This is a genomic window from Ralstonia mannitolilytica, from assembly GCF_905397375.1.
Classification (GTDB): Bacteria; Pseudomonadota; Gammaproteobacteria; order Burkholderiales; family Burkholderiaceae; genus Ralstonia; species Ralstonia mannitolilytica.
Window position 1 is genome coordinate 80,437 of the sequence record NZ_CAJPVG010000009.1, and the last position, 20,795, is coordinate 101,231.

Consider the following 20,795-nt stretch of genomic DNA (forward strand, 5'->3'; position numbering starts at 1 on the left):
CCACATGCAGACGGCCCAATCCGAAATCCACTCCGGCACCGCCAATCCCACTCAATTTGCGCAAAGCGCTGGCGGCACGGCCGTGGCCCCCGGCACCGGTTCCGGCGTCAACTACGCCGATTACAAGATCATCCGCCGCAATGGCGCCGTGGTGAGCTTCGAGCCGTCCAAGATCGCCGTGGCGATGACCAAGGCCTTCCTCGCCGTGAACGGCGGGCAGGGCGCCGCTTCCGCGCGTGTGCGCGAGCTGGTCGACCAACAGACGCAGAACGTGGTGCGCGCCCTGCTGCGCAGCCGCCCGAACGGCGGCACGTTCCACATCGAAGACGTGCAGGATCAGGTCGAACTGGCCCTGATGCGTTCGGGCGAGCACGACGTGGCCCGCGCCTACGTGCTGTACCGCGAGCGCCGCGCCCAGGAGCGCGCACAAGCCGGCGAAACCCAGCAGCAACCGGCCTTCATCGGCCTGAACGTGACCGACGGCGGCATCACCCGCCCGCTGGACATGGCGGCGCTGCGCAACGTGATCGTCTCGGCCTGCGAAGGCCTGGGCGATGCGGTGGACCCGGAGCCGATCCTCAAGGAAACGGTCAAGAACCTGTATGAAGGCGTGCCGATGACGCAGGTGTACGACTCGGCCATCCTGGCCGCCCGTACGCTCATCGAGAAGGATCCGGCGTACAGCCAGGTCACGGCGCGCATCCTGCTGCACACGATCCGCCGCGAAATCCTCGGCGAAGAAGTCACGCAGGCCGAAATGAGCACCCGCTATGCGGACTACTTCCCGCAGTTCATCAAGCGCGGCATCAACGCCGAGCTGCTGGACGACAAGCTGGCCCAGTTCGACCTGGCCCGCCTGGGCGCGGCGCTCGATGCCTCGCGCGACTTCCAGTTCAACTACCTCGGCCTGCAGACGCTGTACGACCGCTACTTCCTGCACATCAACGAAACCCGCATCGAGATGCCGCAGGCGTTCTTCATGCGTGTGGCGATGGGCCTGGCGCTGAACGAAATCGACCGCGAAGCCCGCGCCATCGAGTTCTACCAGCTGCTGTCGTCGTTCGATTTCATGTCGAGCACCCCGACGCTGTTCAACTCGGGCACGCGTCGCTCGCAGCTGTCGTCGTGCTACCTGACCACCGTGTCGGATGACCTGGACGGCATCTACGAAGCGCTGAAGGAAAACGCGCTGCTCTCCAAGTTCGCCGGCGGCCTGGGCAACGACTGGACCAACGTGCGCGCACTCGGCTCGCACATCAAGGGTACGAACGGCAAGTCGCAAGGCGTGGTGCCGTTCCTGAAGGTGGTCAACGACACGGCCGTGGCCGTGAACCAGGGCGGCAAGCGCAAGGGCGCCGTCTGCGCGTACCTGGAAACGTGGCACCTGGACATCGAAGAATTCCTGGAGCTGCGCAAGAACACCGGCGACGACCGCCGCCGCACGCACGACATGAACACGGCCAACTGGATCCCGGACCTGTTCATGAAGCGCGTGATGGAAGGTGGCGAGTGGACGCTGTTCTCGCCGTCCACCTGCCCGGACCTGCACGACAAGGTCGGCAAGGCGTTCGAGCAGGCCTACCTGGCCTATGAAGACAAGGTCGCGCGTGGCGAGATCAAGCTCTTCAAGAAGATGCCGGCGCTGCAACTCTGGCGCAAGATGCTGGGCATGCTGTTCGAAACCGGCCACCCGTGGATCACGTTCAAGGATCCGTGCAACATCCGCAGCCCGCAGCAGCACGTGGGCGTGGTGCACAGCTCCAACCTGTGCACGGAAATCACGCTGAACACGAACGACAGCGAAATCGCGGTGTGCAACCTCGGTTCGGTCAACCTGGTCGCCCACCTGGTCAAGCAGGCCGACGGCAGCGTGGTGCTCGATCACGAGAAGCTGAAGAAGACCGTGCGCACCGCCATGCGCATGCTCGACAACGTGATCGACATCAACTACTACGCGGTCAAGAAAGCACGTGATTCGAACCTGCGCCACCGTCCGGTCGGCCTGGGCATCATGGGTTTCCAGGACGCGCTGCACGTGCTGCGTGTGCCGTACGCGAGCGAGGCCGCCGTGCAGTTTGCCGACACCTCGATGGAAGCCGTGTGCTACTACGCCTACTGGGCGTCGACCGAGCTGGCTGAGGAGCGCGGCCGCTACAGCAGCTACAAGGGCTCGCTGTGGGATCGCGGCATCCTCCCGCAGGACTCGCTCAAGCTGCTGGCCGAAGAGCGCGGCGGCTACCTCGAAGCCGACATGTCGTCGACGATGGACTGGGACAGCCTGCGCGCGCGCATCAAGCAGTACGGCATGCGCAACTCGAACTGCGTGGCGATCGCGCCGACGGCAACCATCTCCAACATCATCGGCGTGTCCGCTTGCATTGAGCCGACGTACCAGAACCTGTACGTCAAGTCGAACCTGTCGGGCGAGTTCACGGTGGTCAACGACTACCTCGTGCGCGACCTGAAGGCCCGCGGCCTTTGGGACGAAGTGATGGTTGCCGACCTGAAGTACTTCGACGGCTCGCTGGCCCGCATCGACCGCATCCCGCAAGACCTGCGCGACCTGTACGCAACGGCCTTCGAGGTGGAGCCGCAATGGCTGGTGGAAGCCGCCGCGCGGCGCCAGAAGTGGATCGACCAGGCGCAGTCGCTGAACATCTACATGGCCGGCGCGTCGGGCAAGAAGCTGGACGACACGTACAAGCTGGCCTGGCTGCGTGGCCTGAAGACCACGTACTACCTGCGCACGATCGGTGCAACGCACGTGGAAAAGTCCACCGTGTCGCGCGGCACGCTGAATGCGGTGTCGTCGGGTAGCGATGTGGGTGGCGTGTCCGCTGCCGGCGTGTCGCAAGCCGCGCCCGCCAGCGCACTGGATGCTGCTGCCGCCACCGCGCAGGCCATGCCGGAAGCCGAAGGGGCCGTGTGCACGATGCGCCCGGGCGACCCCGGTTTCGAGGAATGCGAAGCCTGCCAGTAAATCTAAACAGTGCCTGAGGTTGCTCCCGCGCAAGCGGGAGCACCGTGATCTGCAGGACACTAGCCTCGCGCTCCGAGAGGGCGGGAGCGACGCGCAAAGAATTCAGGAGAAACACCTATGCTGAGCTGGGACGACGACGTCAAACCTGCCGCACAACCGCAAGCTGCACCGCAGCCTGTGTACCAACCGCAACTGCAAACCGCCACCGCCGACCAGGGCGGCGTGCTGCCCCCGTCGGCCACTGCCGCCGCCGGCACGGGCATCCTCGGCAACAATCCGAACGCCGCTGCCGCGCAGAGCAACCGCCGCGTGAACGCCGCCGACAAGCGCGTCATCAACGGCGCCACCGACGTCAACCAGTTGGTGCCGTTCAAGTACAAGTGGGCGTGGGAAAAGTACCTCGCCGGCTGCGCGAACCACTGGATGCCGCAGGAAATCAACATGTCGCGCGACATCGCCCTGTGGAAAGACCCGAACGGTCTGACCGAAGACGAGCGCCGCATCATCAAGCGCAACCTGGGCTTTTTCGTGACGGCCGACTCGCTGGCCGCCAACAACATCGTGCTGGGCACCTACCGCCAGATCACCGCGCCGGAATGCCGCCAGTACCTGCTGCGCCAGGCGTTTGAAGAGGCGATCCACACGCACGCGTATCAGTACATCGTGGAATCGCTGGGCCTGAACGAGGCCGAGATCTTCAATGCGTACCACGAGGTGCCGTCGATCCGCGACAAGGACGAGTTCCTGATCCCGTTCATCGACACGCTGACCGATCCGTCGTTCAAGACCGGCACGCCCGAGAACGACCAGAAGCTGCTGAAGTCGCTCATCGTCTTCGCCTGCATCATGGAAGGCCTGTTCTTCTACGTCGGCTTCACGCAGATCCTGGCGATGGGCCGTCAGAACAAGATGACCGGTGCGGCCGAGCAGTACCAGTACATCCTGCGCGACGAGTCGCTGCACTGCAATTTCGGCATCGACCTGATCAACCAGATCAAGCTGGAGAACCCGCACCTGTGGACGGCCGAGTTCAAGGCCGAGATCACGGCGCTGTTCAAGAAGGCCGTCGACCTGGAATACCGCTACGCAGAAGACACTATGCCGCGCGGCGTGCTGGGCCTGAACGCGCCGATGTTCAAGAGCTACCTGCGCTTCATCTGCAATCGCCGCTGCCAGCAGATCGGCCTGGACCCGCTGTTCCCGAACGAGGAAAACCCGTTCCCGTGGATGAGCGAGATGATCGACCTGAAGAAGGAACGCAACTTCTTCGAGACGCGCGTGATCGAGTACCAGACCGGTGGTGCGCTGTCGTGGGATTGATCGGCGTTCGCCGCCAAGCTCGAAGAAAAGGCCCATCCGGGCCTTTTTTCATCGGCGTGGAGTAGACAGGCTTCCCGGCTAGGCTGCGGCCCCGGGTTCCACCGGCGGCTTAGGGGCGCGCACCGTCAACGCACACCCGGCCGATGCGGCAATGATGGCGAGAATCGCCACCCACTGCCGCCCCGTCAGTTGCTCGTGCAGCACGATCGCGCCGGCCAGCGCGCCGATGGCGGGCTCCAGGCTGAGCAGCACGGAGAACGTCTTGCCGGGCAGGTGCTTGAGCGCCACCATTTCGAGCGAGTACGGAATCGCGCTCGACAGCACGCCAATGCCCAGCCCCGCCAGCATCAGCGACGGTGACAGCAGCGACGCCCCCGCCTGCGCCACGCCGAACGGCAGCGCAAACAGCGCGCCGACCGTCATCCCGAGCGATGTGGCCTGGCCTGCGTGCAGGCCGCCCAGGTTCTTGCCGGTCAGGATATAGAGCGCCCAGCACACGCCCGCGGCCAGCGCATATGCCGCGCCCAGATGGTCGACCTGGCCGACCGCCTTGTCGGCCACCGTCAGCACCAGCAAGCCCGCCACCGCCAGCCCGATCCAGACGAAATCGAGCGCCCGCCGCGAGAGCAGCACCGCCAGCACCAGCGGCCCGGTGAACTCGATGGCGATCGCAATGCCGATCGGCAGCCGTTGCAGCGACAGGTAGAACAGCAGGTTCATGCTCGCCAGCGTGACGCCGTACAGCGCGATGCGGCCGGCATCCGAGCGGCCCAGATGCAGGCGCCACGGCCGCCAGAACGCCAGCAGGATCGCCGCGCCGATGCTGACGCGATACGTGACGGTGCCGGCAGCGCCCAGCACCGGAAACAGCGTTTTGGCAAACGAGTTGCCCAGGCACACCGATGCCATCGAGCCCATCAGCGCGAGGATGGGCATCCAGGGGGGCGACGTCGTGGAAGCGGAAGACATGGATCGAGCGGAAACGGGCAGCACGGCAACGCCACAGCATAGCCGTGGCGCGGCATGTGCGCTTTGGGGTTACAGGGCTGCCGCGCTGGGGCGGATGACGTCGATCAGCAGCACGCGCTGCCCTTCGCGTTCGCCGTCGGGCCGGGGGGTGACGCCGCGCGGCGGGCGGGGGGCCGCCAGCGGCGCGGGGTCTTCGGCGCTCATGCCGAACACGGCCAGCCTGGAGGCGGCAATGCGCTGCAGCGTGCCGCGCACGCCCGGCACATCGAGGTCTTCGGGGTCGAAACCGGTGGTGGCCGTCCAGTCGTCGCGGGCGATGTCCTGCAGGCCGTTGGCCATCTCGAACTGCAGCGAGGCACCGAAGCCCTTCTGCAGCGAGTGCATGCCGAGCAGGTACTCTGCCGTCAGGAAGGCACGCAGCCGCGTCCAGAATGCCAGCGCGCCGATGTTGCCGCTCTTGAGCGCATGGCTTGGGGCGACTTCCCAGCTATGGTCGAGCAGCCTGTTGATCAGGCGGCCCCAGGTGGGTACCTCGGTGCCGGCGGAACAGTCCTCACCTGGGCCTTCGGGGCGCGCGAGCTGGCGCAGCAGGCCGGTGAACGAGCCCGAGCCGGGGCGCGCGGCACCTGCCTGCGGGCCCGACGGCCAGCGCCACTGCAGCGGGGAGGGCGGCCGGATGCCGGGCCATTGCGCGTACTGCTGCAGCCCCGTGCACGGCGTCAGGTAGCGCCAGTGGCGCTGGTCGCGGCCGATGCGGCGCAGCGGCTCGAGCTCTTCCGACAGATTGAACTTGCCGAGAAAGGTCGCATTGCGCGACTTGATCGGTGAGCGCGCATAGACGTTGAAATCGGGCCAGCCTTCGTAAAGGCTGATCTGCGGCAGCGTGTGATGCTTGTCGAGGGCGTCGTCGGGTGCGTCGATGCGGCGGGCGGTGACGAACAGCGCGCGGCAATCGAGCGTGGGTACCGCGCCGCGCAGGCGCAGCAGGATCAGCAGGTCGCCGAACTCGGCCGGGCGCGCTTCCGTACGTGCCGGGTAGGCGTGCGGCTGCTCTTCCGGCCAGAAGGTGGTCAGGCGCAGGGCCGAGCCGGGAAATGCGCTGCGCAGTCCTTGGCGGAGCAAGCGCAGCCCGTCGGGGCGGCGCAGCGTGCGCAGGATCGACAAGTCATCGCGCAAGGCGGCGTCGGGGTGTGGCGTGCGGCCGCCGTGTTCTGCCGCCAGCGCAAAGCGCCAGAGCGCGGTGTCGCTGGCCAGATCCTGGGCGGCGTCATCGCGTACAGCTTCGGGGCGGCCGCCGGAAATCGGCTCTTGTGCGCCGCCGGGAACGTCTCCTCTTCCGGCCTGAGCGCTGCTCGACCCGGCAATCGCACCATAAGGGCCACGGAAGGGCGGCTGGTTGCGCTCGGGCATGGCTATTCCAACGTGGTGATTTTGATTTCTCTGGCGCGCAGCATAGCACCATGCATGGCGCCCGAGAACGCAGCGCGGCCCCTCCCGTGGGCGGGGCCCCGCGTTACGCCGTGCGGAACGAAGCGACCGCGTCGCGCAACACCTGCGCCTGTTCCTCCAGCGACAGCGCGGCGGCGGCCGCCTGTTCGACCAGCGCCGCGTTCTGCTGCGTCACTTCGTCCATCTGATTGACGGCCTGGTTGACCTGCTCGATGCCGGAGCTTTGCTCCTCCGATGCCGAGCTGATCTCGCCCATGATGTCGGTCACGCGCTTGACGGCGACGACCACCTCGTCGATCACACTGCCGGCCTCGGCCACCAGCGTGGTGCCGTTTTCCACGCGGCCGACCGAGTCGCTGATCAGCGCCTTGATCTCCTTGGCGGCTGCGGCGCTGCGCTGCGCGAGGCTGCGCACCTCGCCGGCCACGACGGCAAAACCGCGGCCTTGCTCGCCTGCGCGCGCAGCCTCCACCGCGGCGTTCAGCGCCAGGATGTTGGTCTGAAATGCGATGCCCTCGATCACGCCGATGATGTCGGCGATCTTCTTGCTGCTCTCATTGATGCCGGCCATCGTGTCGATCACGCGGCCCACGACTTCACCCCCCTTGACCGCGATGTCCGACGCGTTGACGGCGAGCGAGCTGGCCTGGCGGGCGTTGTCGGCGTTCTGGCGCACGATGCTGGTCAGCTCTTCCATGCTGGAGGCGGTTTCCTCCAGCGACGAGGCCTGTTCTTCGGTGCGCTGCGACAGGTCGGCATTGCCCGCGGTGATCTGCTTGGTGGCGCTGGCAATGGAATCGGCCGACGTCTTGATGTGGCCGATGGTGCCGGTCAGTTGCTGCTGCATCTGCGCGATGGCCACGAGCATGCTGTCGCGGTCGCCAGGGCGCGTCTGCACGCGCACGGTCAGGTCGCCTGCGGCGATGCGGCGGGCCACCTCGGCGGCGTAGCCCGGTTCACCGCCGAGCCCGCGCTGCACGTTACGGATGATGAGTGACATGGCCAGCGACACCATACCGCCTACCAGCAGGATGACGATCAGGTTGGCGACGAGCGAATGGCGATATGCGGCATCCACCTCCTGCAGGAAGACCGCGCTGGAGAGATTCCAGTCCCACGGCGCAAAGCGTTTCACGTAGCCGATCTTGGGCAGGGCGGTTTCGCTGCCGGGCAGCCGGCCCTGGTATTCGGCAAAGCCGAAGCCTCTCTCCTTGGCTGCGTTGACGATGGTCGGGTAGACGAGCTTGCCCGTCGGGTCTTTGAAGTGTGCCGTGCTCTTGCCGACCATGTCGGCCAGCGTAGGATGCATCAGCAGGATGAGCTGCGAATCCACCACGAACAGGTAGCCGGTGCTGCCGTAGCGCATCGTGGACAGCGCCGCGAGCGCGCTTTTCTTCGCCTCGTCTTCGCTCATGGCGCCTGACTGTGCGCGCCCGTGATAGAACTTGGCGACGCCCTCGGCAGCATCCACAAGGTTCTGCAGGCCGGCCTTGCGCTCATCGAGCATCGTGGCGCGGGTCTCCATCGCGCTCCAGATGCCCACGCCGATCAGCCCCAGCCACATCAGGGCCAGTGCCAGGCGCAGTTTTCCTTTGAGTGTCCACTGTCGCATGCCGCGTTTTCTCCACTTATCGTTGACGACTCCCCAACGAAGTAACGGCGAGGGACGTGTCTTCTTGAGTGGTGCCGGCCCGCGGGCAGTGTGCGGCGTTACGCAAAAAAGAAGCGCCGGCTTGCACCGGCGCCGAAGAGACGGCGCCCCGTACAGGGTGCCGCCGCGCGTTGAGGCTCTGCGTTATCGGGCCGAGGTCATTGCTCGCGGACCCACGTCTGCGTGCGGCCCAGCAGGCTGATGCCGAGGAAGCCGCGCACGTTGAGCTTCTTGCCGTCGTCGGCCAGCGACATCTTGGCGTTGTAGACCTTGCCGTTTTCCGGATCGAGGATGTTGCCGCCCGACCATTCGTTCTCACCGGTCTTCTTCAGGTCCTTCAAGATGGTCAGGCCGACGATCGGCTGGTCCTTGCGGTCATCGGTGCACTTGGTGCAGGTCTTGTTCTCGTCGCCCGGCACCAGGATCTTGGTGACCTTGCCCGTGAACACGCCGTTGTTCTCGACAATCGTCACTTCGCCCTTCTGCTTGCCGGTGTTGTCGTCGATGGTCTTCCAGGTGCCGGCGGGCGTGGCCTGGGCGAAGGCGCTGCCTGCCGCCAGTGCGAGGGCGAGTGCGCCTGCCAGGCGTGCGAGAGAGTGGGGGGTGCGTTGCATTGTGGCGTCTCCTTGTCAGCTTAAAAAGAATCGGTGAGGCAGATCAGTGCGCGGGCACGGGGTCAGTGTGTGCCCAGCGCACCGGTCAGGGGTGACAGCGGATTGCTGCCGGTGCCGCCGGCGGCGTTCGTGACGCCGCCCAGCGCATTGGTGATGGGCGCGAGCGGGTTGCTGCCGCCAGCACCGCCGGTCAGCGCGCTCGTCACCGATGCAAGAGGATTGCCGCCACTGCCGGAGAGCGCACCCGTCACCGGGGCCAGCGGGTTGCTGCCGCCGCCCAGGCCACCGCCCAATGCGCTCGTGATCGGCGCCAGCGGATTCGTCGAGCCGCCGCTGCCGCCATTGACGAGACCGCCGGCGCTGGCCACCGTGGCACCCACTGCGCCGGCGACGCCGCCAACATCACGCGTGAGCGGGTTGCCGCCTGCCGCGCCGACTTGCGCACCGGCGCTCTGCAAGCCGCCGCCCACGGTGTTCAGCGCGCCCGCCAGCGGGCCGCCGAGCATGGTGGCGCTGCCCACCGCCTGCGTACCCTGCACGATCTGCGACGACAGCGGCACGATGGCGTTGCTCGCCTGCTGCGTAACCTGCTGCACCGGGCCGCTCGACGTGCCGATCGTCACGAGGCCGCCCGCACCCTGCAGTACCTGGCCCAGCGCGGAGACCCCGCTCCCCACCGGCGACGTCACCGGGTTCAGCGGCGCAAGCGGGCTGCCTGCCGCACCCAGGTCGCTCACGGTCTGGCCCGCATAGCCGACCGTCACCCCGGTCGAGCGGATCACGTCGCCCGAGCTTTGCACCGTGGTGCCGACCGGGTCCGGCGTCGAACCGATCTTGCCGAGTCCGCTGCCGATGCCGTTGCCCAGCACCTGCACGGTGTTGCCCGCGGAGGTGACTGTCGCGCCCAGATCCTTCTGCGCGGCCGTGCCGCCGATGACGGGTACCGACGCCGTGCCGATCGTCGTGCCCAGGTCGCTGACCGTCTTGCCCGTCTGCGTGACGACGTTGCCGCCGTTGCTTGCCACGTTGCGCACCGGCACGGCGCCCGGATCGTTGTTGGCCGTCGATGCCGGTGTGGTGTCGCCGTTCGGGTTGCCGCCCGATGCGCAGCCCGCCAGTGTCAGCACGGCCAGCGCGGCCGCAGCCAGCAGCGTGCGCGACGACGAAACGGTGAAAGAAGCGTGGAGCGGGTTTTGAATCTTCATGGTGAGTCTCCTTGTAAGCGCGGCCCGTACCGCGTAGTCACCGCCGGGGCCGGAAGAACGCGCGTCTGGCGTCCAGCGGGTCGCATCCGTCTGCGTTTGCTGCCGAATGCAAAGAAAGTTGTTCCAACGTTGCGACATCAACGGTGCGCCGCCGATGTCACCCCCGACAACACGCCGCCGACCAGCCCGCCGACTGCGCTGCCGATGCCGCCCAGCCCGCCGGGCGGATTGCTCGCCGTCGTACCGCCCGGGCTTGCGGTGCCTGCACCGGACAGGCCGGACGTGAGCGAGCCGATGGTCGTGCTGATCGGGGCGAGCGCACCGCTCAGTGCGCCGCCCGTCGTGCTGCTGCCTGCCGAAGGCCCGGCTGGCGTCGCGATCGTCGACAAGCCGCTGGTGAGCGTGCCGAGCGCGCTGACCGTGTTGCCCAGCGTCGACACCAGCGCATCACCCTTGCTGGCTGCGGCGATCGTGCGGCCCTCGCTCCCGAGCACGCCGCCCAGCGTCGTCAGCACGTTGCCGATCGGTGTGCCGAGGCCGGTGGCGGCGCCCAGCGTTTGCGTGGCCGATGTCAGCGTGGCGGTGAGCGGCACGATGGCCGTGACGGTGGTCGTCGTCAGCTGTTCGACGCGGCCGGTGAGCGGCGTCACCGGTGCATTGCTGCCCGATCCGGTTCCGCCCGATGCGCTGCCGCCGCCATCGGACCACGTCGGTGAACCCGACGCCGTGACGCTTGGCTTGGAGGACGCATCACTGCCACCGCCGAGCGACGCGCCCATGTCGCCGCTGCCGGAATTCGCGCACGCCGCCAGCGTCGCGAACGAGGCAGTCGCCACCACGCGCGGCATCCAGCGCAACGTAGCTTGGGTCTGCGGGGAAACCCCACGCTTCGGTGGGTTCGATGTCGACAAGCACGCTCGAACACGCATCTTGTGCCTCCACTGCTCGAACCTGCCCACGCTCGCTGCATCACCGCTGCGGCGGATGGCGGGCAGATTCCCAGAACGCTTCAGTTGGACCCCTGTGTCTTGCGCTCTTTGTTCATCGGGTGTGCCGTCGCCCAGTGTGCGAGGCGAGTGACGGCCGCCCTGGTCTTGTGGACCACGCGCAGGTCCACGCCACGCCGCGCGATCGATGCCGTGCTGACGTGGTGAGCGGATCGTGGAGTGAAACCGAATGACATGACAATCAGCGCCAACCTGACGCGCCGATATGCGGTTGCAGCATTTCAAACGGATGGCCCGCCCCAGAGCAAAGTGGAAAGCCGGTCTTCGGAAATCCGCCGTGCAGCAAAAACCGCCCAGGAATGCCCGTAGAGCAATTCTTCTATCGTCGTAAAACAGCCCCGTTTCAAACGCAGTTGCACACGGTTTTCAGTCGTTGCTGAACACGGTTTCCGATGGGCCGCGGGTTCTGCGGGCGAGCGTCGGCCATGCCGGCGTCGACGCTGTGCGGAACATGCACGGCGACGACGTGCGTGTCCGCTGTCGTCATGCATCGGCATGCAGGCAGACGGTGTTTGCATCATCGATGCGCGCACGTCGTTCCATCCGAGGTTCGATATCGCCTGCGCGCGGCACGCGATTTGCGCCACGTGCACGCATGTCGCCGAGGATCGCCATCTCGGGGCTCGCGTGTCTCGTGCGCAAGTGCGTGTGCGATGTCGAAAGACACGTTCGACACGTCGATGCGCGCGCGTCGATGGCATCGACCGCGCGTGCGCGCGAAGAGAATTCGCGCGCGCTGTCGCATCTACGCATCGTTTTTTTCTGGCGTGCATCGCAGCGTTCGCGTGTCGCCGCGCGTGTCGATGACGCTGCCGCCATCAGGTGCGTGTCTGCTCGCGACGCGCACGCATGCAGTAGCGTGTGTCGCCGTAAACCGGCATGAACACTGGCTTCGCGGGCCGCGTGTGTGAGTGCGAAGCAACGCATTCACACGATGCTACGACGCAAGAAAATGCGCATGCGCCGGGCCACTGAACCTGCATGCACGATCCCGAGCGGAGCGACGCACAGACGCAGCGCAATCCTTCACCAAAACTCGCCGCGCTTTTTGCATAAATCTCTTAACATCACCGCGCAAACGAATTATGATTCGCCTTGACAAGACGTTGACTTCGATGCAAGGAAGCTTCGCGCGATCAACGACGATGAACTTCCAAGCGGCAGTTGAAAGGTAGTCGAGGAGCGTAACCACTTTGATGCACGCCACGCCGACAGGGCTGTTCGAACTCGGTGCCGTCTCTGCGATCCCCCCGTCGGGATGGGCGTACTACCCCCAAAAGAAAACGCGCGCTCTCCAGATTTTCGCTGTCCGTAAAACCGCCCTGCGAGCGGCTTTGCGATCCACACAGCGATTCGCGCAAGATCAGATTTCGACCGGTGTGGCCACGATGCCCCGGTCCTCTCAGTTGATGAAGACTCGCCGGATGCCGCATGTCCGGCCGGCTGCGGCTGCTCGCATGCGCGCGCCCGAGGCGTGCAATTTGCCGCATGCATCGTCGGCGTGCGTCGCGGGTCTTCCTACCGAATTCATTAGCGTGCGACTGCAGTCTGGTGGCGCGCCGATGAATCGCTCGCTCGGTTGGTCTGGCGATGCCCTTGCATCGTGGGATCGGGCCGGTCGGGTTGCTCAATCTCGATAGTTCGATACCCAATCTTGAAGGAGTTTCCCATGGCAACTGCTGCTAAGAAGAAACCGGCCGCCAAGGCCCCGGCCAAGAAGGCCGCTGCAAAGAAGGCTCCGGCCGCCAAGAAGGCTGCTGCGAAGAAGGCCGCTCCGGCCGCCAAGAAGGCTCCGGCCAAGAAGGCCGCGGCTAAGAAGGTCGCCGCCAAGAAGGCACCTGCCAAGAAGGCCGCAGTGAAGAAGGTTGCTGCCAAGAAGGCACCCGCCAAGAAGGCCGCAGTGAAGAAGGTTGCTGCCAAGAAGGCGCCCGCCAAGAAGGCCGCAGTGAAGAAGGTTGCTGCCAAGAAGGCGCCCGCCAAGAAGGCCGCAACCAAGAAGGTTGCTGCCAAGAAAGCACCTGCCAAGAAGGCTGCTGCGAAGAAGGCTCCGGCTGCGAAGAAGGCCGCTGCTGCGAAGAAGCCCGCTGCGAAGAAGGCTGCTGCCAAGCCTGCTGCGAAGAAGGCTCCGGCGAAGAAGGCTGTCGCCAAGCCTGCTGCTGCACCGGTCGCTGCACCTGCTGCACCCGCTGCCAAGACCGCGCTGAACCCGGCTGCGGCATGGCCGTTCCCGACCGGCAACCGTCCGTAAGTCATTCTTGCGACGGTGATCCTTCGGGACCACAGCGGCGCGCATGCCGCGCCCACCTGACCGGATACCGCGTATCTGGTCCGCAAGACCAGGTGTCTTGCACCGCCCGCCGATCGGCTCACGCCCCGGCGGGCTTTTTCATGTCTGCGCGATCGACGCGGCAGGCGTAAAAAAACCGCACCGGCGCAATGCCGATGCGGTCTTTTCCAATGCCGGCCGAAGCGGCTCTCGATCGTTCAGTGCGTCACGCGGGTCACGCCGCCCGACGACAGCAGGCGCACGCGCTCGCCGGGGCGGAAGGCCTCGTCGGCGTCTTGGGTGATGGCGCGGTATTCGCCGTTGTCGAGCTTGACGGTGATCTCGAGGCCGGGGCGCTTGTTCGCCTGGTTCTCGATGGCGCTGCCCGCGACGCCGCCCAGGATGGCGCCCAGTACGCCCGCCGCCACAGAGCCGTTGCCGCGCCCGATGGCCGCTGCCGAACCGATGCCGCCGATCGCGCCCCCGGCGATGGTGCCGACGCCTGTGGCTTCGCGGTCGATCACGACGTTGCGCACGGAATCCACCGTGCCGAAGCGCACCGTCTGTTCGCGTTGCGCCTGCGCCCCGGTGTACGCACTGTTGGAGTTGGTGCCCATGGCGCAGCCCTGCAGGCCGAGCGCGGCGACCAGCAAGGTCGCAGCACCGATGCGATAGATGGGTTTCATGTTCGTTCCTTATTGATACCGGTACCCGAAAGCGGACTCAAAGCGCCGGGCGATTTCGTCGACGGGCAGGCCGTGATTCTGCGGGCCTTGGCAGGCGATCTTGATCGAGCCCATCAGGCTGGCGAGGCGGCCGGTGGTCTCCCAGTCCAGGCCGTTCTCGATACCGTACAGCAGCCCACCGCGGAAGGCGTCGCCGCAGCCGGTCGGGTCGACCACACGCTCGGCCGGCACGACTGGAATAGTGTACTGCTTGCCGCCGGCGTGAATCTCCGCCCCTTCTTCCCCGCGCGTGACGATGAAGGCCTCGACGCGCTGCGCAAGCTCCGTCGCACTGTAGCCCGTACGTGACAGCATGACCTGCGCTTCGTAGTCATTGACCACCACGTAGGTAGCGAGTTCAACGAAGCGGCGCAGGTCGGCGCCATCAAACAGCGGCATCGCCTGGCCCAGATCGAAGATGAATGGCACGCCCGCTTCGGCGAACTGGGTGGCGTGGTGCAGCATCCCGTCGCGGCTGTCGGGGCCGACCAGGCCGAGCCGGGCGGGCAGCGCATCCTTGACCGAATTGACGCTCGACTGGCTCATCGCGCCTGGGTGGAACGCGGTGATCTGGTTGTTGTCGCGGTCGGTGGTGATCATGGCTTGCGCCGTGAAGGTGTCCGGGATCTCCGTGATGTACTTGGTGGAGATGCCGAGCTTCTTCAGGTAGTCCAGATAGGGGCCTGCGTCCTGGCCGACGGTGCCCATGATGATGGGCTCGCCGCCGAGCAGCTTGAGCGTGTAGGCGATGTTGCCTGCGCAGCCACCGAACTCGCGGCGCATGCTGGGCACGAGGAAGGAGACGTTCAGGATGTGGATCTTGTCGGGCAGGATGTGTTCGCGGAAGTGTCCGTCGAACGTCATGATGGTGTCGTAGGCGACCGAGCCGCAGATCACGCTGGCCATATTGAGAGGGCTCCAGATATGAACGCGGCCGCCCCAGTGGACGGCCGTGTGATGGACGAGAGACCGGTGGCCGGTCCCGCAACAGTTTGCAGCTTACTTCAGCGCGGCCAGGGCAGCGTCGTAGTCCGGCTCTTCCTTGATCTCGGGCACGAGCTGCGAATACAGGACGGTGTCGTCGGCATCGAGCACGACCACGGCGCGTGCGGTCACGCCGGCCAGCGGGCCCGACGTGATGTCGACGCCGTATGCTTGCTTGAAACCCTTGTCGCGGAAGGTGGACAGCGGCTTGACGTTGGCGATGCCCTCGGTCGTGCAGAAGCGGCCGGCGGCGAACGGCAGGTCGGCCGAGATGGACAGCACGACCGTGTTGTCGAGCTTGGCAGCGGCTTCGTTGAACTTGCGCGTGGAGGTGGCGCACACCGGGGTGTCCAGGCTCGGCACGATGTTCAGGACCTTGCGCTTGCCGGCAAAGTCAGCCAGCGACACGTCCTTCAGATCTGCGCCGACCAGCGTGAATGCCGGGGCCTTGTCGCCCTTCGCCGGGAATTTGCCGCCGACTTCGATCGGGTTGCCGCCAAGGGTCACGTTTGCCATGGTGTGCTGCTCCTTCGTGTTGATACGTGTTGGGGTGAATCAGGAATTCAGGGGTAGAAGATCAGCACCCGGTAGTTGGCCGTCGGGCGCTGGGACTCGAATCGTACCCGAATCGGCAGCTCGGCGCGGGCGGGCAGCCCTGACTTGCCGTATGCACTGTCGGTCGGGTTCAGGTAGTCGGTCGGCAGCAGGGCGCGGCGCGCGAGGAGCTGGTCCTGCAGGTCGGTGGTCACCAGTTCGATGGCCGGCAGGGCCACGGGGCCGCCGGCTCGGTTGCGCAGGGTCGCCGTCAGCACATACTGGTCTGATGCGTCGCCTTCCTGACGCTGCAACTGCGACGATTCGATCTGCAGTGCGTCGAGATCACGCGGTGGTGCCACCGTGCAATGCAGGGGTTGGCACATCGCTTCCCACAGCGGCCGGGTGGACGGCACCCGCCGCGCGATTTCTGCGCGCGCCAGGAAAAGCAGCTGCGCCACCGCCAGCACCGACAGAGCGCCGATCGCAACGCGTGCGAGTGTGCGGCGGCCGGTCGACTTGCGTGCCTGCTCGCGCGCCTGTGCGGCACGCAGGAAATCGAGCGTGGCTGCCGACACGCCGTGATTGGGGCCCCGCACCTTGCGTGAGCGGGGGGCGCCGGTCAGCGTGCGCTGCGGTGTCGGGCCGGCGTGTTCCACGGGCGTGCGCCGGGCCTGGCCCTGGCGCCTCGGTACGGGCGCGAACTGTGAATGCGGGTCGGACTCGTGGCGCAGCCAGACTGAGTCGTGCCGGTCCGACGGTGCGGGGGGGGCGGGAGTTTCTTCCTCGGCGGCGATGGCCGGTTCCACCGGCAAATCTGCCGACGGCTGCCTGGGTACGGCAGCGGCGAACGGGTCCTCCTCATCTTGAGGATCGCGAATGGGCGGCAGTCCGTGGAACGGGTCAGCGGGGGCGGCGGCGGGCTGCGGGTCGGCCGGTGCGGCTTCGGCTGGTGCTTCTTCGGGCAGAGGGCGGGTGTCCGGGGCGGACGGCTGCGTGTCAGATGCCGGCGTCGCGCCTTCCACCTCACCGAGATGCACTTCGGCCACGTCGTCGCCGGGCACTTCCTCTTCCCAGATCAACGTCATGCCGAAGCCGTGGTCGTGTTCGGTGGATGCAGACGCGGCGGGTGTTTCGGTGGGCGGTGCGGCAGGCTCCGTCGCGGCGACGCGCGCAGGTTCCGCGTCGGCAACGCGTTCCTGCGCGAGCGGTGGCTCTGGCTGCGCGGCCGGCGCCGGTGCAGCGCCGAGTTCGATAAGGTGATCGCGCCCATCGAAGACATGGTTGCAGCGCCCGCAGCGGACGAGGCCGCCGCGCAGCCGGAGCTGGTCGGCGACGACACGGAATGCGGTATGGCAGTTGGGGCAGCGGGCGGCGAGACGTGGCGCAGTTGCCATGCGAGACGAGGAGAAAGGAACCGACCGCGCGAGTATTGCAGACAGTGACGCCAGCGTCGACCCACCTTTGAGGGCCGGGCCGACGCTGCGCGCGCTTCCTGACTGTTAAGCCGGTTTCACGCCGTGCAGGCAGACCCAGCCGTCACGTGCGCGCCACACCGTCAACGGAATGGCCGAGGCATACGCGGCCGCGACTTCTTCCGCCTGGCGCTCGAGTACGCCCGACAGCACCAGCCGGCCGCCTGGACGCACACGTGCGCACAGCATGGCCGCCATGAGCTTGAGCGGGTTCGACAGGATGTTGGCGACGACGAGGTCGAACGTGCCTTCCGGCGCATCGTCCGGCAGGGCGAACGTCGCTTCGACGTGGTTGCGTTCGGCGTTGTAGCGCGAGGCATCGACGGCGTTCGGGTCGATGTCGACACCGACTGTTTCACCGGCGCCGAGCTTCTTGGCGACGATGGCCAGGATGCCCGAGCCGCAGCCGTAGTCCAGTGTGCGCTCTTGCGGCTGCACGTGGTGCTCGAGCCATTCCATGCACAGGCGCGTGGTCGGGTGGCTGCCGGTGCCGAAGGCCAGACCCGGATCCAGCTCCAGCACCACGGCATCGGGGTCCGGGGCGTCGTGCCACGAGGGCACGACCCAGATGCGCTCGCCGATATGGATCGGCTCGAACTGTGATTGCGTCACGCGCACCCAGTCCTGCTCCTCAACCTCGCGCACGGTGAACTGCGGCAGCGGCGAGAGGCCGATTTCGTTGGCCGCGGCAGCCACGAGCAGGGCGGGGTCGGCGTCGTCGGCCAGTAGCGCCACCACGCGCGAGCGGTTCCACGCCAGGCGGGTCGGCTCATGGCCCGGCTCGCCGAAGAGCGGTTCTTCGTCGGGCGTGTCGGCATCGGCGTCTTCCACCGAGACCGACAGGGCGCCGAGGTCGAACAGCGCCTCGGACAACGCCTCGGCGTCATCCCGCGCGACTTCGAGCACGCATTCGCGGTACGTCACTTGCCGCCGCCCTTGGCCACTTCCTGTTGCGCCAGACGGTGCTCGAGGTAGTGGATGTCCGTGCCGCCTTCCACGAAGTTGGCGTCGAGCATCAGGTCGCGGTGCAGCGGCACGTTGGTCTGGATGCCCTCGACCACCATTTCCGACAGGGCGATGCGCATGCGGGCGATGGCCTGCTCGCGCGTGGCGCCGTACGAAATGACCTTGCCGATCATCGAGTCGTAGTTGGGCGGCACGAAATAGCCATTGTAGGCATGCGAATCGACGCGGATGCCGGGGCCGCCCGGCGTATGCCACGCGGTGATGCGGCCCGGGGACGGCGTGAACTTGAACGGGTCTTCCGCGTTGATGCGGCACTCGATGGCGTGGCCGCGCAGCTGGATGTCCTTCTGGCGCAGGCGCAGCTTCTCGCCGGCGGCCACGCGGATCTGCTCCTGCACGATGTCGACGCCTGTGATCATCTCGGTGACGGGGTGCTCGACCTGCACGCGCGTGTTCATCTCGATGAAGTAGAACTCGCCGTTTTCGTACAGGAACTCGAACGTGCCCGCGCCACGGTAGCCGATCTTCTTGCATGCCTCGGCGCAGCGGTCACCGATGCGCTCGATCAGTCGGCGGGCGATGTGCGGTGCCGGCGCTTCCTCGATCACCTTCTGGTGGCGGCGCTGCATCGAGCAATCACGCTCGCCGAGCCAGATGGCGTTGCGGTGCTGGTCGGCCAGAACCTGGATTTCCACATGGCGCGGATGCTCCAGGAACTTCTCCATGTAGACCTCGGGGTTGCCGAAGGCACGGCCGGCTTCTTCGCGCGTCATGTTGACGGCGTTGATCAGCGCGGCCTCGGTGTGGACCACGCGCATGCCGCGGCCGCCACCGCCGCCGGCGGCCTTGATGATCACGGGGTAGCCGACCTTGCGGGCGATCGCCAGGATCTCCTTCGGGTCATCGGGCAGGGCGCCGTCGGAGCCCGGCACGCACGGCACGCCGGACTTGAGCATCGCCTGCTTGGCCGACACCTTGTCGCCCATGAGGCGAATACATTCCGGCGTCGGGCCGATGAAGGTGAAGCCGGATTGCTCAACGCGCTCGGCAAAGTCGGCGTTTTCCGACAGGAAGCCGTAGCCGGGGTGGATGGCCTGGGCGTCGGTCACCTCGGCGGCCGAGATGATGGCCGGCATGTTCAGGTACGACAGCGGCGACGGTGCCGGGCCGATACACACGGCTTCGTCGGCCAATTTGACGTATTTGGCTTCCTTGTCCGCCTCGGAATAGACCACCACGGTCTTGATGCCGAGCTCGCGGCAGGCGCGCTGGATGCGAAGAGCGATCTCGCCGCGATTCGCGATCAGGATCTTGTCGAACATCGTGTTCTCGCTACAAAAAGGAGAGGCGAGGGCGCTGTGGCCGGGCTGCACTCAGTGGCAGCCCTTGTGCGCCGGCTCGCGCTCGGATGCGGCACGCTGCGCGCCGCACGATGAGGGTCGGATGCCTGGAGATCAGCCGATGACGAACAGCGGTTGGCCGTACTCCACAGCCTGGCCGTTCTCGATCAGGATTTCCTTGATGACGCCGGCCTTGTCTGCTTCGATTTCGTTGAGCAGCTTCATCGCTTCGATGATGCACAGCGTCTGGCCTTCCTTGACCGTGTCGCCCACCTTGACGAACTCGGCCGCGCCCGGCGACGGCGAACGGTAGAACGTACCGACCATCGGCGACGTCACGATGTGGCCCGCAGGCAGCGCCGGGGTCGAGGCTTCAGCGCCGGCGGCGGGCGCCGGGGTCGCCGTCACGGCGGGGGAAGCCGGGGCAGCGGGCATCGGCGCATACTGCATCGGCGCAGCCACCACTTGCTGCGGGGCCGACTTGACGATGCGGACCTTGCCTTCGCCCTCGGTCACTTCGAGTTCCGAAATGCCCGATTCGGCCACGAGGTCGATCAGCGTTTTCAGCTTGCGCAAATCCATGAACGTTCTCCTGCAGCGTCGGCGTCTGGGTCAGGGGATGTGCGGGAATGGCTTTTCGGCCGCACATCGGTCCAGGTGCTCCAGGCGCTGGCGTGGTTGCGTTGGTTAAAGTAGGTTGAATGAAGGAAAGAGACGGCCGTTCAGCCGCCGTGTTGATCGATTGCGTAGTCCAGCGCCGCCAGGTAGCCGCGCCAGCCCAGCCCGCAGATGACGCCGACTGCCTGGTCCGCCAGATACGAGTGATGACGGAACGGCTCGCGGCGGTGCACGTTGGACAGGTGGACTTCGATGTACGGAATCGCCACGCCGGCCAGCGCGTCGCGCAGCGCCACACTGGTATGCGTGTAGGCGGCCGGGTTGATGATGATGAATTCGACGCCTTCACCCTTGGCGGCGTGGATGCGGTCGACCAGCGCGCCTTCGTGGTTCGACTGAAAGTGCGCCAACGTCACGCCGCGCGCCTGGGCGCGTTCCACCAGGGCGGCATTGATGTCGGCCAGGGTGGTCGCCCCATAGACTTCCGGTTCACGCGTTCCCAATAAATTGAGGTTGGGCCCGTGCAAGACGAGCACGCTGTGAAGCGCTTTGGTGGTCGGTTTGTCAGCCACGATTTGACCGATTGAGCGAAGTTGGGCGCAATTTACAGCAACTTAGAATGCTTTGTCTAGTTTTTGCTGAAAAAGTATCGACAAATCGGTGTTTTCACGGATCTTGGCGCTTTCGACGGC

Annotated in this window: 17 protein-coding genes; 3 read left to right on the forward strand and 14 right to left on the reverse strand. The window is 66.2% G+C overall.

Annotated elements, in window-relative coordinates; genetic code table 11:
- Positions 1-4: 4 nt before the first annotated feature.
- Both KHN96_RS16720 and KHN96_RS16725 read left to right on the forward strand, forming a co-directional pair.
- Positions 5-2,980 carry a ribonucleoside-diphosphate reductase subunit alpha gene (locus KHN96_RS16720; protein WP_045785963.1) on the forward strand — a complete coding sequence of 992 codons (2,976 nt, stop codon included), beginning with the start codon at positions 5-7 and terminating at the stop codon, positions 2,978-2,980.
- A 117-nt stretch (positions 2,981-3,097) separates the two neighbouring features.
- The gene (locus KHN96_RS16725; protein WP_045785964.1) at positions 3,098-4,300 is read left to right on the forward strand and encodes a ribonucleotide-diphosphate reductase subunit beta; all 1,203 of its coding nucleotides are present in this window, start codon (positions 3,098-3,100) and stop codon (positions 4,298-4,300) included.
- Between the two features lie 78 nt (positions 4,301-4,378).
- Here KHN96_RS16725 and KHN96_RS16730 read toward each other — a convergent pair whose 3' ends face one another.
- The 6 genes from KHN96_RS16730 to KHN96_RS16755 all read right to left on the reverse strand — a co-directional run bounded on the left by KHN96_RS16730 (position 4,379) and on the right by KHN96_RS16755 (position 11,117).
- Entirely contained in the window at positions 4,379-5,269 is an 891-nt protein-coding gene (locus KHN96_RS16730; protein WP_045785965.1) for an EamA family transporter, read from the reverse strand.
- Between the two features lie 69 nt (positions 5,270-5,338).
- Entirely contained in the window at positions 5,339-6,679 is a 1,341-nt protein-coding gene (locus tag KHN96_RS16735; protein WP_045785966.1) for a hypothetical protein, read from the reverse strand.
- Positions 6,680-6,782: 103 nt separating this feature from the next.
- Positions 6,783-8,330 (reverse strand): methyl-accepting chemotaxis protein, encoded by a 1,548-nt coding sequence (locus KHN96_RS16740; RefSeq protein ID WP_062737969.1) that lies wholly within the window; start codon positions 8,328-8,330, stop codon positions 6,783-6,785.
- 197 nt (positions 8,331-8,527) lie between these two features.
- Positions 8,528-8,983 carry a DUF2147 domain-containing protein gene (locus tag KHN96_RS16745; protein WP_045785968.1) on the reverse strand — a complete coding sequence of 152 codons (456 nt, stop codon included), beginning with the start codon at positions 8,981-8,983 and terminating at the stop codon, positions 8,528-8,530.
- Between the two features lie 62 nt (positions 8,984-9,045).
- A complete protein-coding gene (locus KHN96_RS16750) occupies positions 9,046-10,188 on the reverse strand; it encodes a collagen-like triple helix repeat-containing protein (RefSeq protein WP_115044084.1) in 1,143 nt (380 codons plus the stop codon).
- A gap of 137 nt (positions 10,189-10,325) precedes the next feature.
- A complete protein-coding gene (locus tag KHN96_RS16755; protein WP_045785970.1) occupies positions 10,326-11,117 on the reverse strand; it encodes a collagen-like triple helix repeat-containing protein in 792 nt (263 codons plus the stop codon).
- 1,747 nt (positions 11,118-12,864) lie between these two features.
- Between KHN96_RS16755 and KHN96_RS16760 the strand changes: the two genes are divergently transcribed.
- The gene (locus tag KHN96_RS16760) at positions 12,865-13,443 is read left to right on the forward strand and encodes a histone H1-like DNA-binding protein (RefSeq protein ID WP_062737968.1); all 579 of its coding nucleotides are present in this window, start codon (positions 12,865-12,867) and stop codon (positions 13,441-13,443) included.
- A 236-nt stretch (positions 13,444-13,679) separates the two neighbouring features.
- Here the strand turns inward: KHN96_RS16760 and KHN96_RS16765 are convergent, their stop codons facing one another.
- The 8 genes from KHN96_RS16765 to aroQ form a co-directional block, all read right to left on the reverse strand.
- Entirely contained in the window at positions 13,680-14,147 is a 468-nt protein-coding gene (locus KHN96_RS16765) for an outer membrane lipoprotein (RefSeq protein ID WP_045785972.1), read from the reverse strand.
- A gap of 9 nt (positions 14,148-14,156) precedes the next feature.
- Positions 14,157-15,092, reverse strand: coding sequence for a carbohydrate kinase family protein (locus tag KHN96_RS16770; protein WP_045785973.1), 936 nt, complete (start codon positions 15,090-15,092; stop codon positions 14,157-14,159).
- 93 nt (positions 15,093-15,185) lie between these two features.
- Positions 15,186-15,686, reverse strand: coding sequence for a thiol peroxidase (gene tpx / locus KHN96_RS16775; protein WP_045785974.1), 501 nt, complete (start codon positions 15,684-15,686; stop codon positions 15,186-15,188).
- A gap of 47 nt (positions 15,687-15,733) precedes the next feature.
- The gene (locus KHN96_RS16780) at positions 15,734-17,101 is read right to left on the reverse strand and encodes a DUF3426 domain-containing protein (RefSeq protein ID WP_062737967.1); all 1,368 of its coding nucleotides are present in this window, start codon (positions 17,099-17,101) and stop codon (positions 15,734-15,736) included.
- Between the two features lie 105 nt (positions 17,102-17,206).
- On the reverse strand, positions 17,207-18,103 hold the full coding sequence (prmA, locus tag KHN96_RS16785) for a 50S ribosomal protein L11 methyltransferase (RefSeq protein WP_045785976.1): 897 nt from the start codon (positions 18,101-18,103) through the stop codon (positions 17,207-17,209).
- The gene (gene accC / locus KHN96_RS16790; protein ID WP_045785977.1) at positions 18,100-19,467 is read right to left on the reverse strand and encodes an acetyl-CoA carboxylase biotin carboxylase subunit; all 1,368 of its coding nucleotides are present in this window, start codon (positions 19,465-19,467) and stop codon (positions 18,100-18,102) included. The genes prmA and accC overlap by 4 nt, the downstream gene beginning before the upstream one ends.
- A 132-nt stretch (positions 19,468-19,599) precedes the next feature.
- Entirely contained in the window at positions 19,600-20,067 is a 468-nt protein-coding gene (accB, locus tag KHN96_RS16795) for an acetyl-CoA carboxylase biotin carboxyl carrier protein (protein WP_062737966.1), read from the reverse strand.
- Positions 20,068-20,207: 140 nt separating this feature from the next.
- Positions 20,208-20,675 carry a type II 3-dehydroquinate dehydratase gene (gene aroQ, locus KHN96_RS16800; protein ID WP_045785979.1) on the reverse strand — a complete coding sequence of 156 codons (468 nt, stop codon included), beginning with the start codon at positions 20,673-20,675 and terminating at the stop codon, positions 20,208-20,210.
- Between the last annotated feature and the right edge of the window lie 120 nt (positions 20,676-20,795).

Excerpts from the sequence above, each read along its gene's own strand:
- KHN96_RS16720 (WP_045785963.1), top strand. The coding sequence starts at position 5 with ATGCAGACGGCCCAATCCGAAATCCACTCCGGCACCGCCAATCCCACT.
- KHN96_RS16725 (WP_045785964.1), top strand. The coding sequence starts at position 3,098 with ATGCTGAGCTGGGACGACGACGTCAAACCTGCCGCACAACCGCAAGCT.
- KHN96_RS16730 (WP_045785965.1), bottom strand. The coding sequence starts at position 5,269 with ATGTCTTCCGCTTCCACGACGTCGCCCCCCTGGATGCCCATCCTCGCG.
- KHN96_RS16735 (WP_045785966.1), bottom strand. The coding sequence starts at position 6,679 with ATGCCCGAGCGCAACCAGCCGCCCTTCCGTGGCCCTTATGGTGCGATT.
- KHN96_RS16740 (WP_062737969.1), bottom strand. The coding sequence starts at position 8,330 with ATGCGACAGTGGACACTCAAAGGAAAACTGCGCCTGGCACTGGCCCTG.
- KHN96_RS16745 (WP_045785968.1), bottom strand. The coding sequence starts at position 8,983 with ATGCAACGCACCCCCCACTCTCTCGCACGCCTGGCAGGCGCACTCGCC.
- KHN96_RS16750 (WP_115044084.1), bottom strand. The coding sequence starts at position 10,188 with ATGAAGATTCAAAACCCGCTCCACGCTTCTTTCACCGTTTCGTCGTCG.
- KHN96_RS16755 (WP_045785970.1), bottom strand. The coding sequence starts at position 11,117 with ATGCGTGTTCGAGCGTGCTTGTCGACATCGAACCCACCGAAGCGTGGG.
- KHN96_RS16760 (WP_062737968.1), top strand. The coding sequence starts at position 12,865 with ATGGCAACTGCTGCTAAGAAGAAACCGGCCGCCAAGGCCCCGGCCAAG.
- KHN96_RS16765 (WP_045785972.1), bottom strand. The coding sequence starts at position 14,147 with ATGAAACCCATCTATCGCATCGGTGCTGCGACCTTGCTGGTCGCCGCG.
- KHN96_RS16770 (WP_045785973.1), bottom strand. The coding sequence starts at position 15,092 with ATGGCCAGCGTGATCTGCGGCTCGGTCGCCTACGACACCATCATGACG.
- tpx (WP_045785974.1), bottom strand. The coding sequence starts at position 15,686 with ATGGCAAACGTGACCCTTGGCGGCAACCCGATCGAAGTCGGCGGCAAA.
- KHN96_RS16780 (WP_062737967.1), bottom strand. The coding sequence starts at position 17,101 with ATGGCAACTGCGCCACGTCTCGCCGCCCGCTGCCCCAACTGCCATACC.
- accC (WP_045785977.1), bottom strand. The coding sequence starts at position 19,467 with ATGTTCGACAAGATCCTGATCGCGAATCGCGGCGAGATCGCTCTTCGC.
- accB (WP_062737966.1), bottom strand. The coding sequence starts at position 20,067 with ATGGATTTGCGCAAGCTGAAAACGCTGATCGACCTCGTGGCCGAATCG.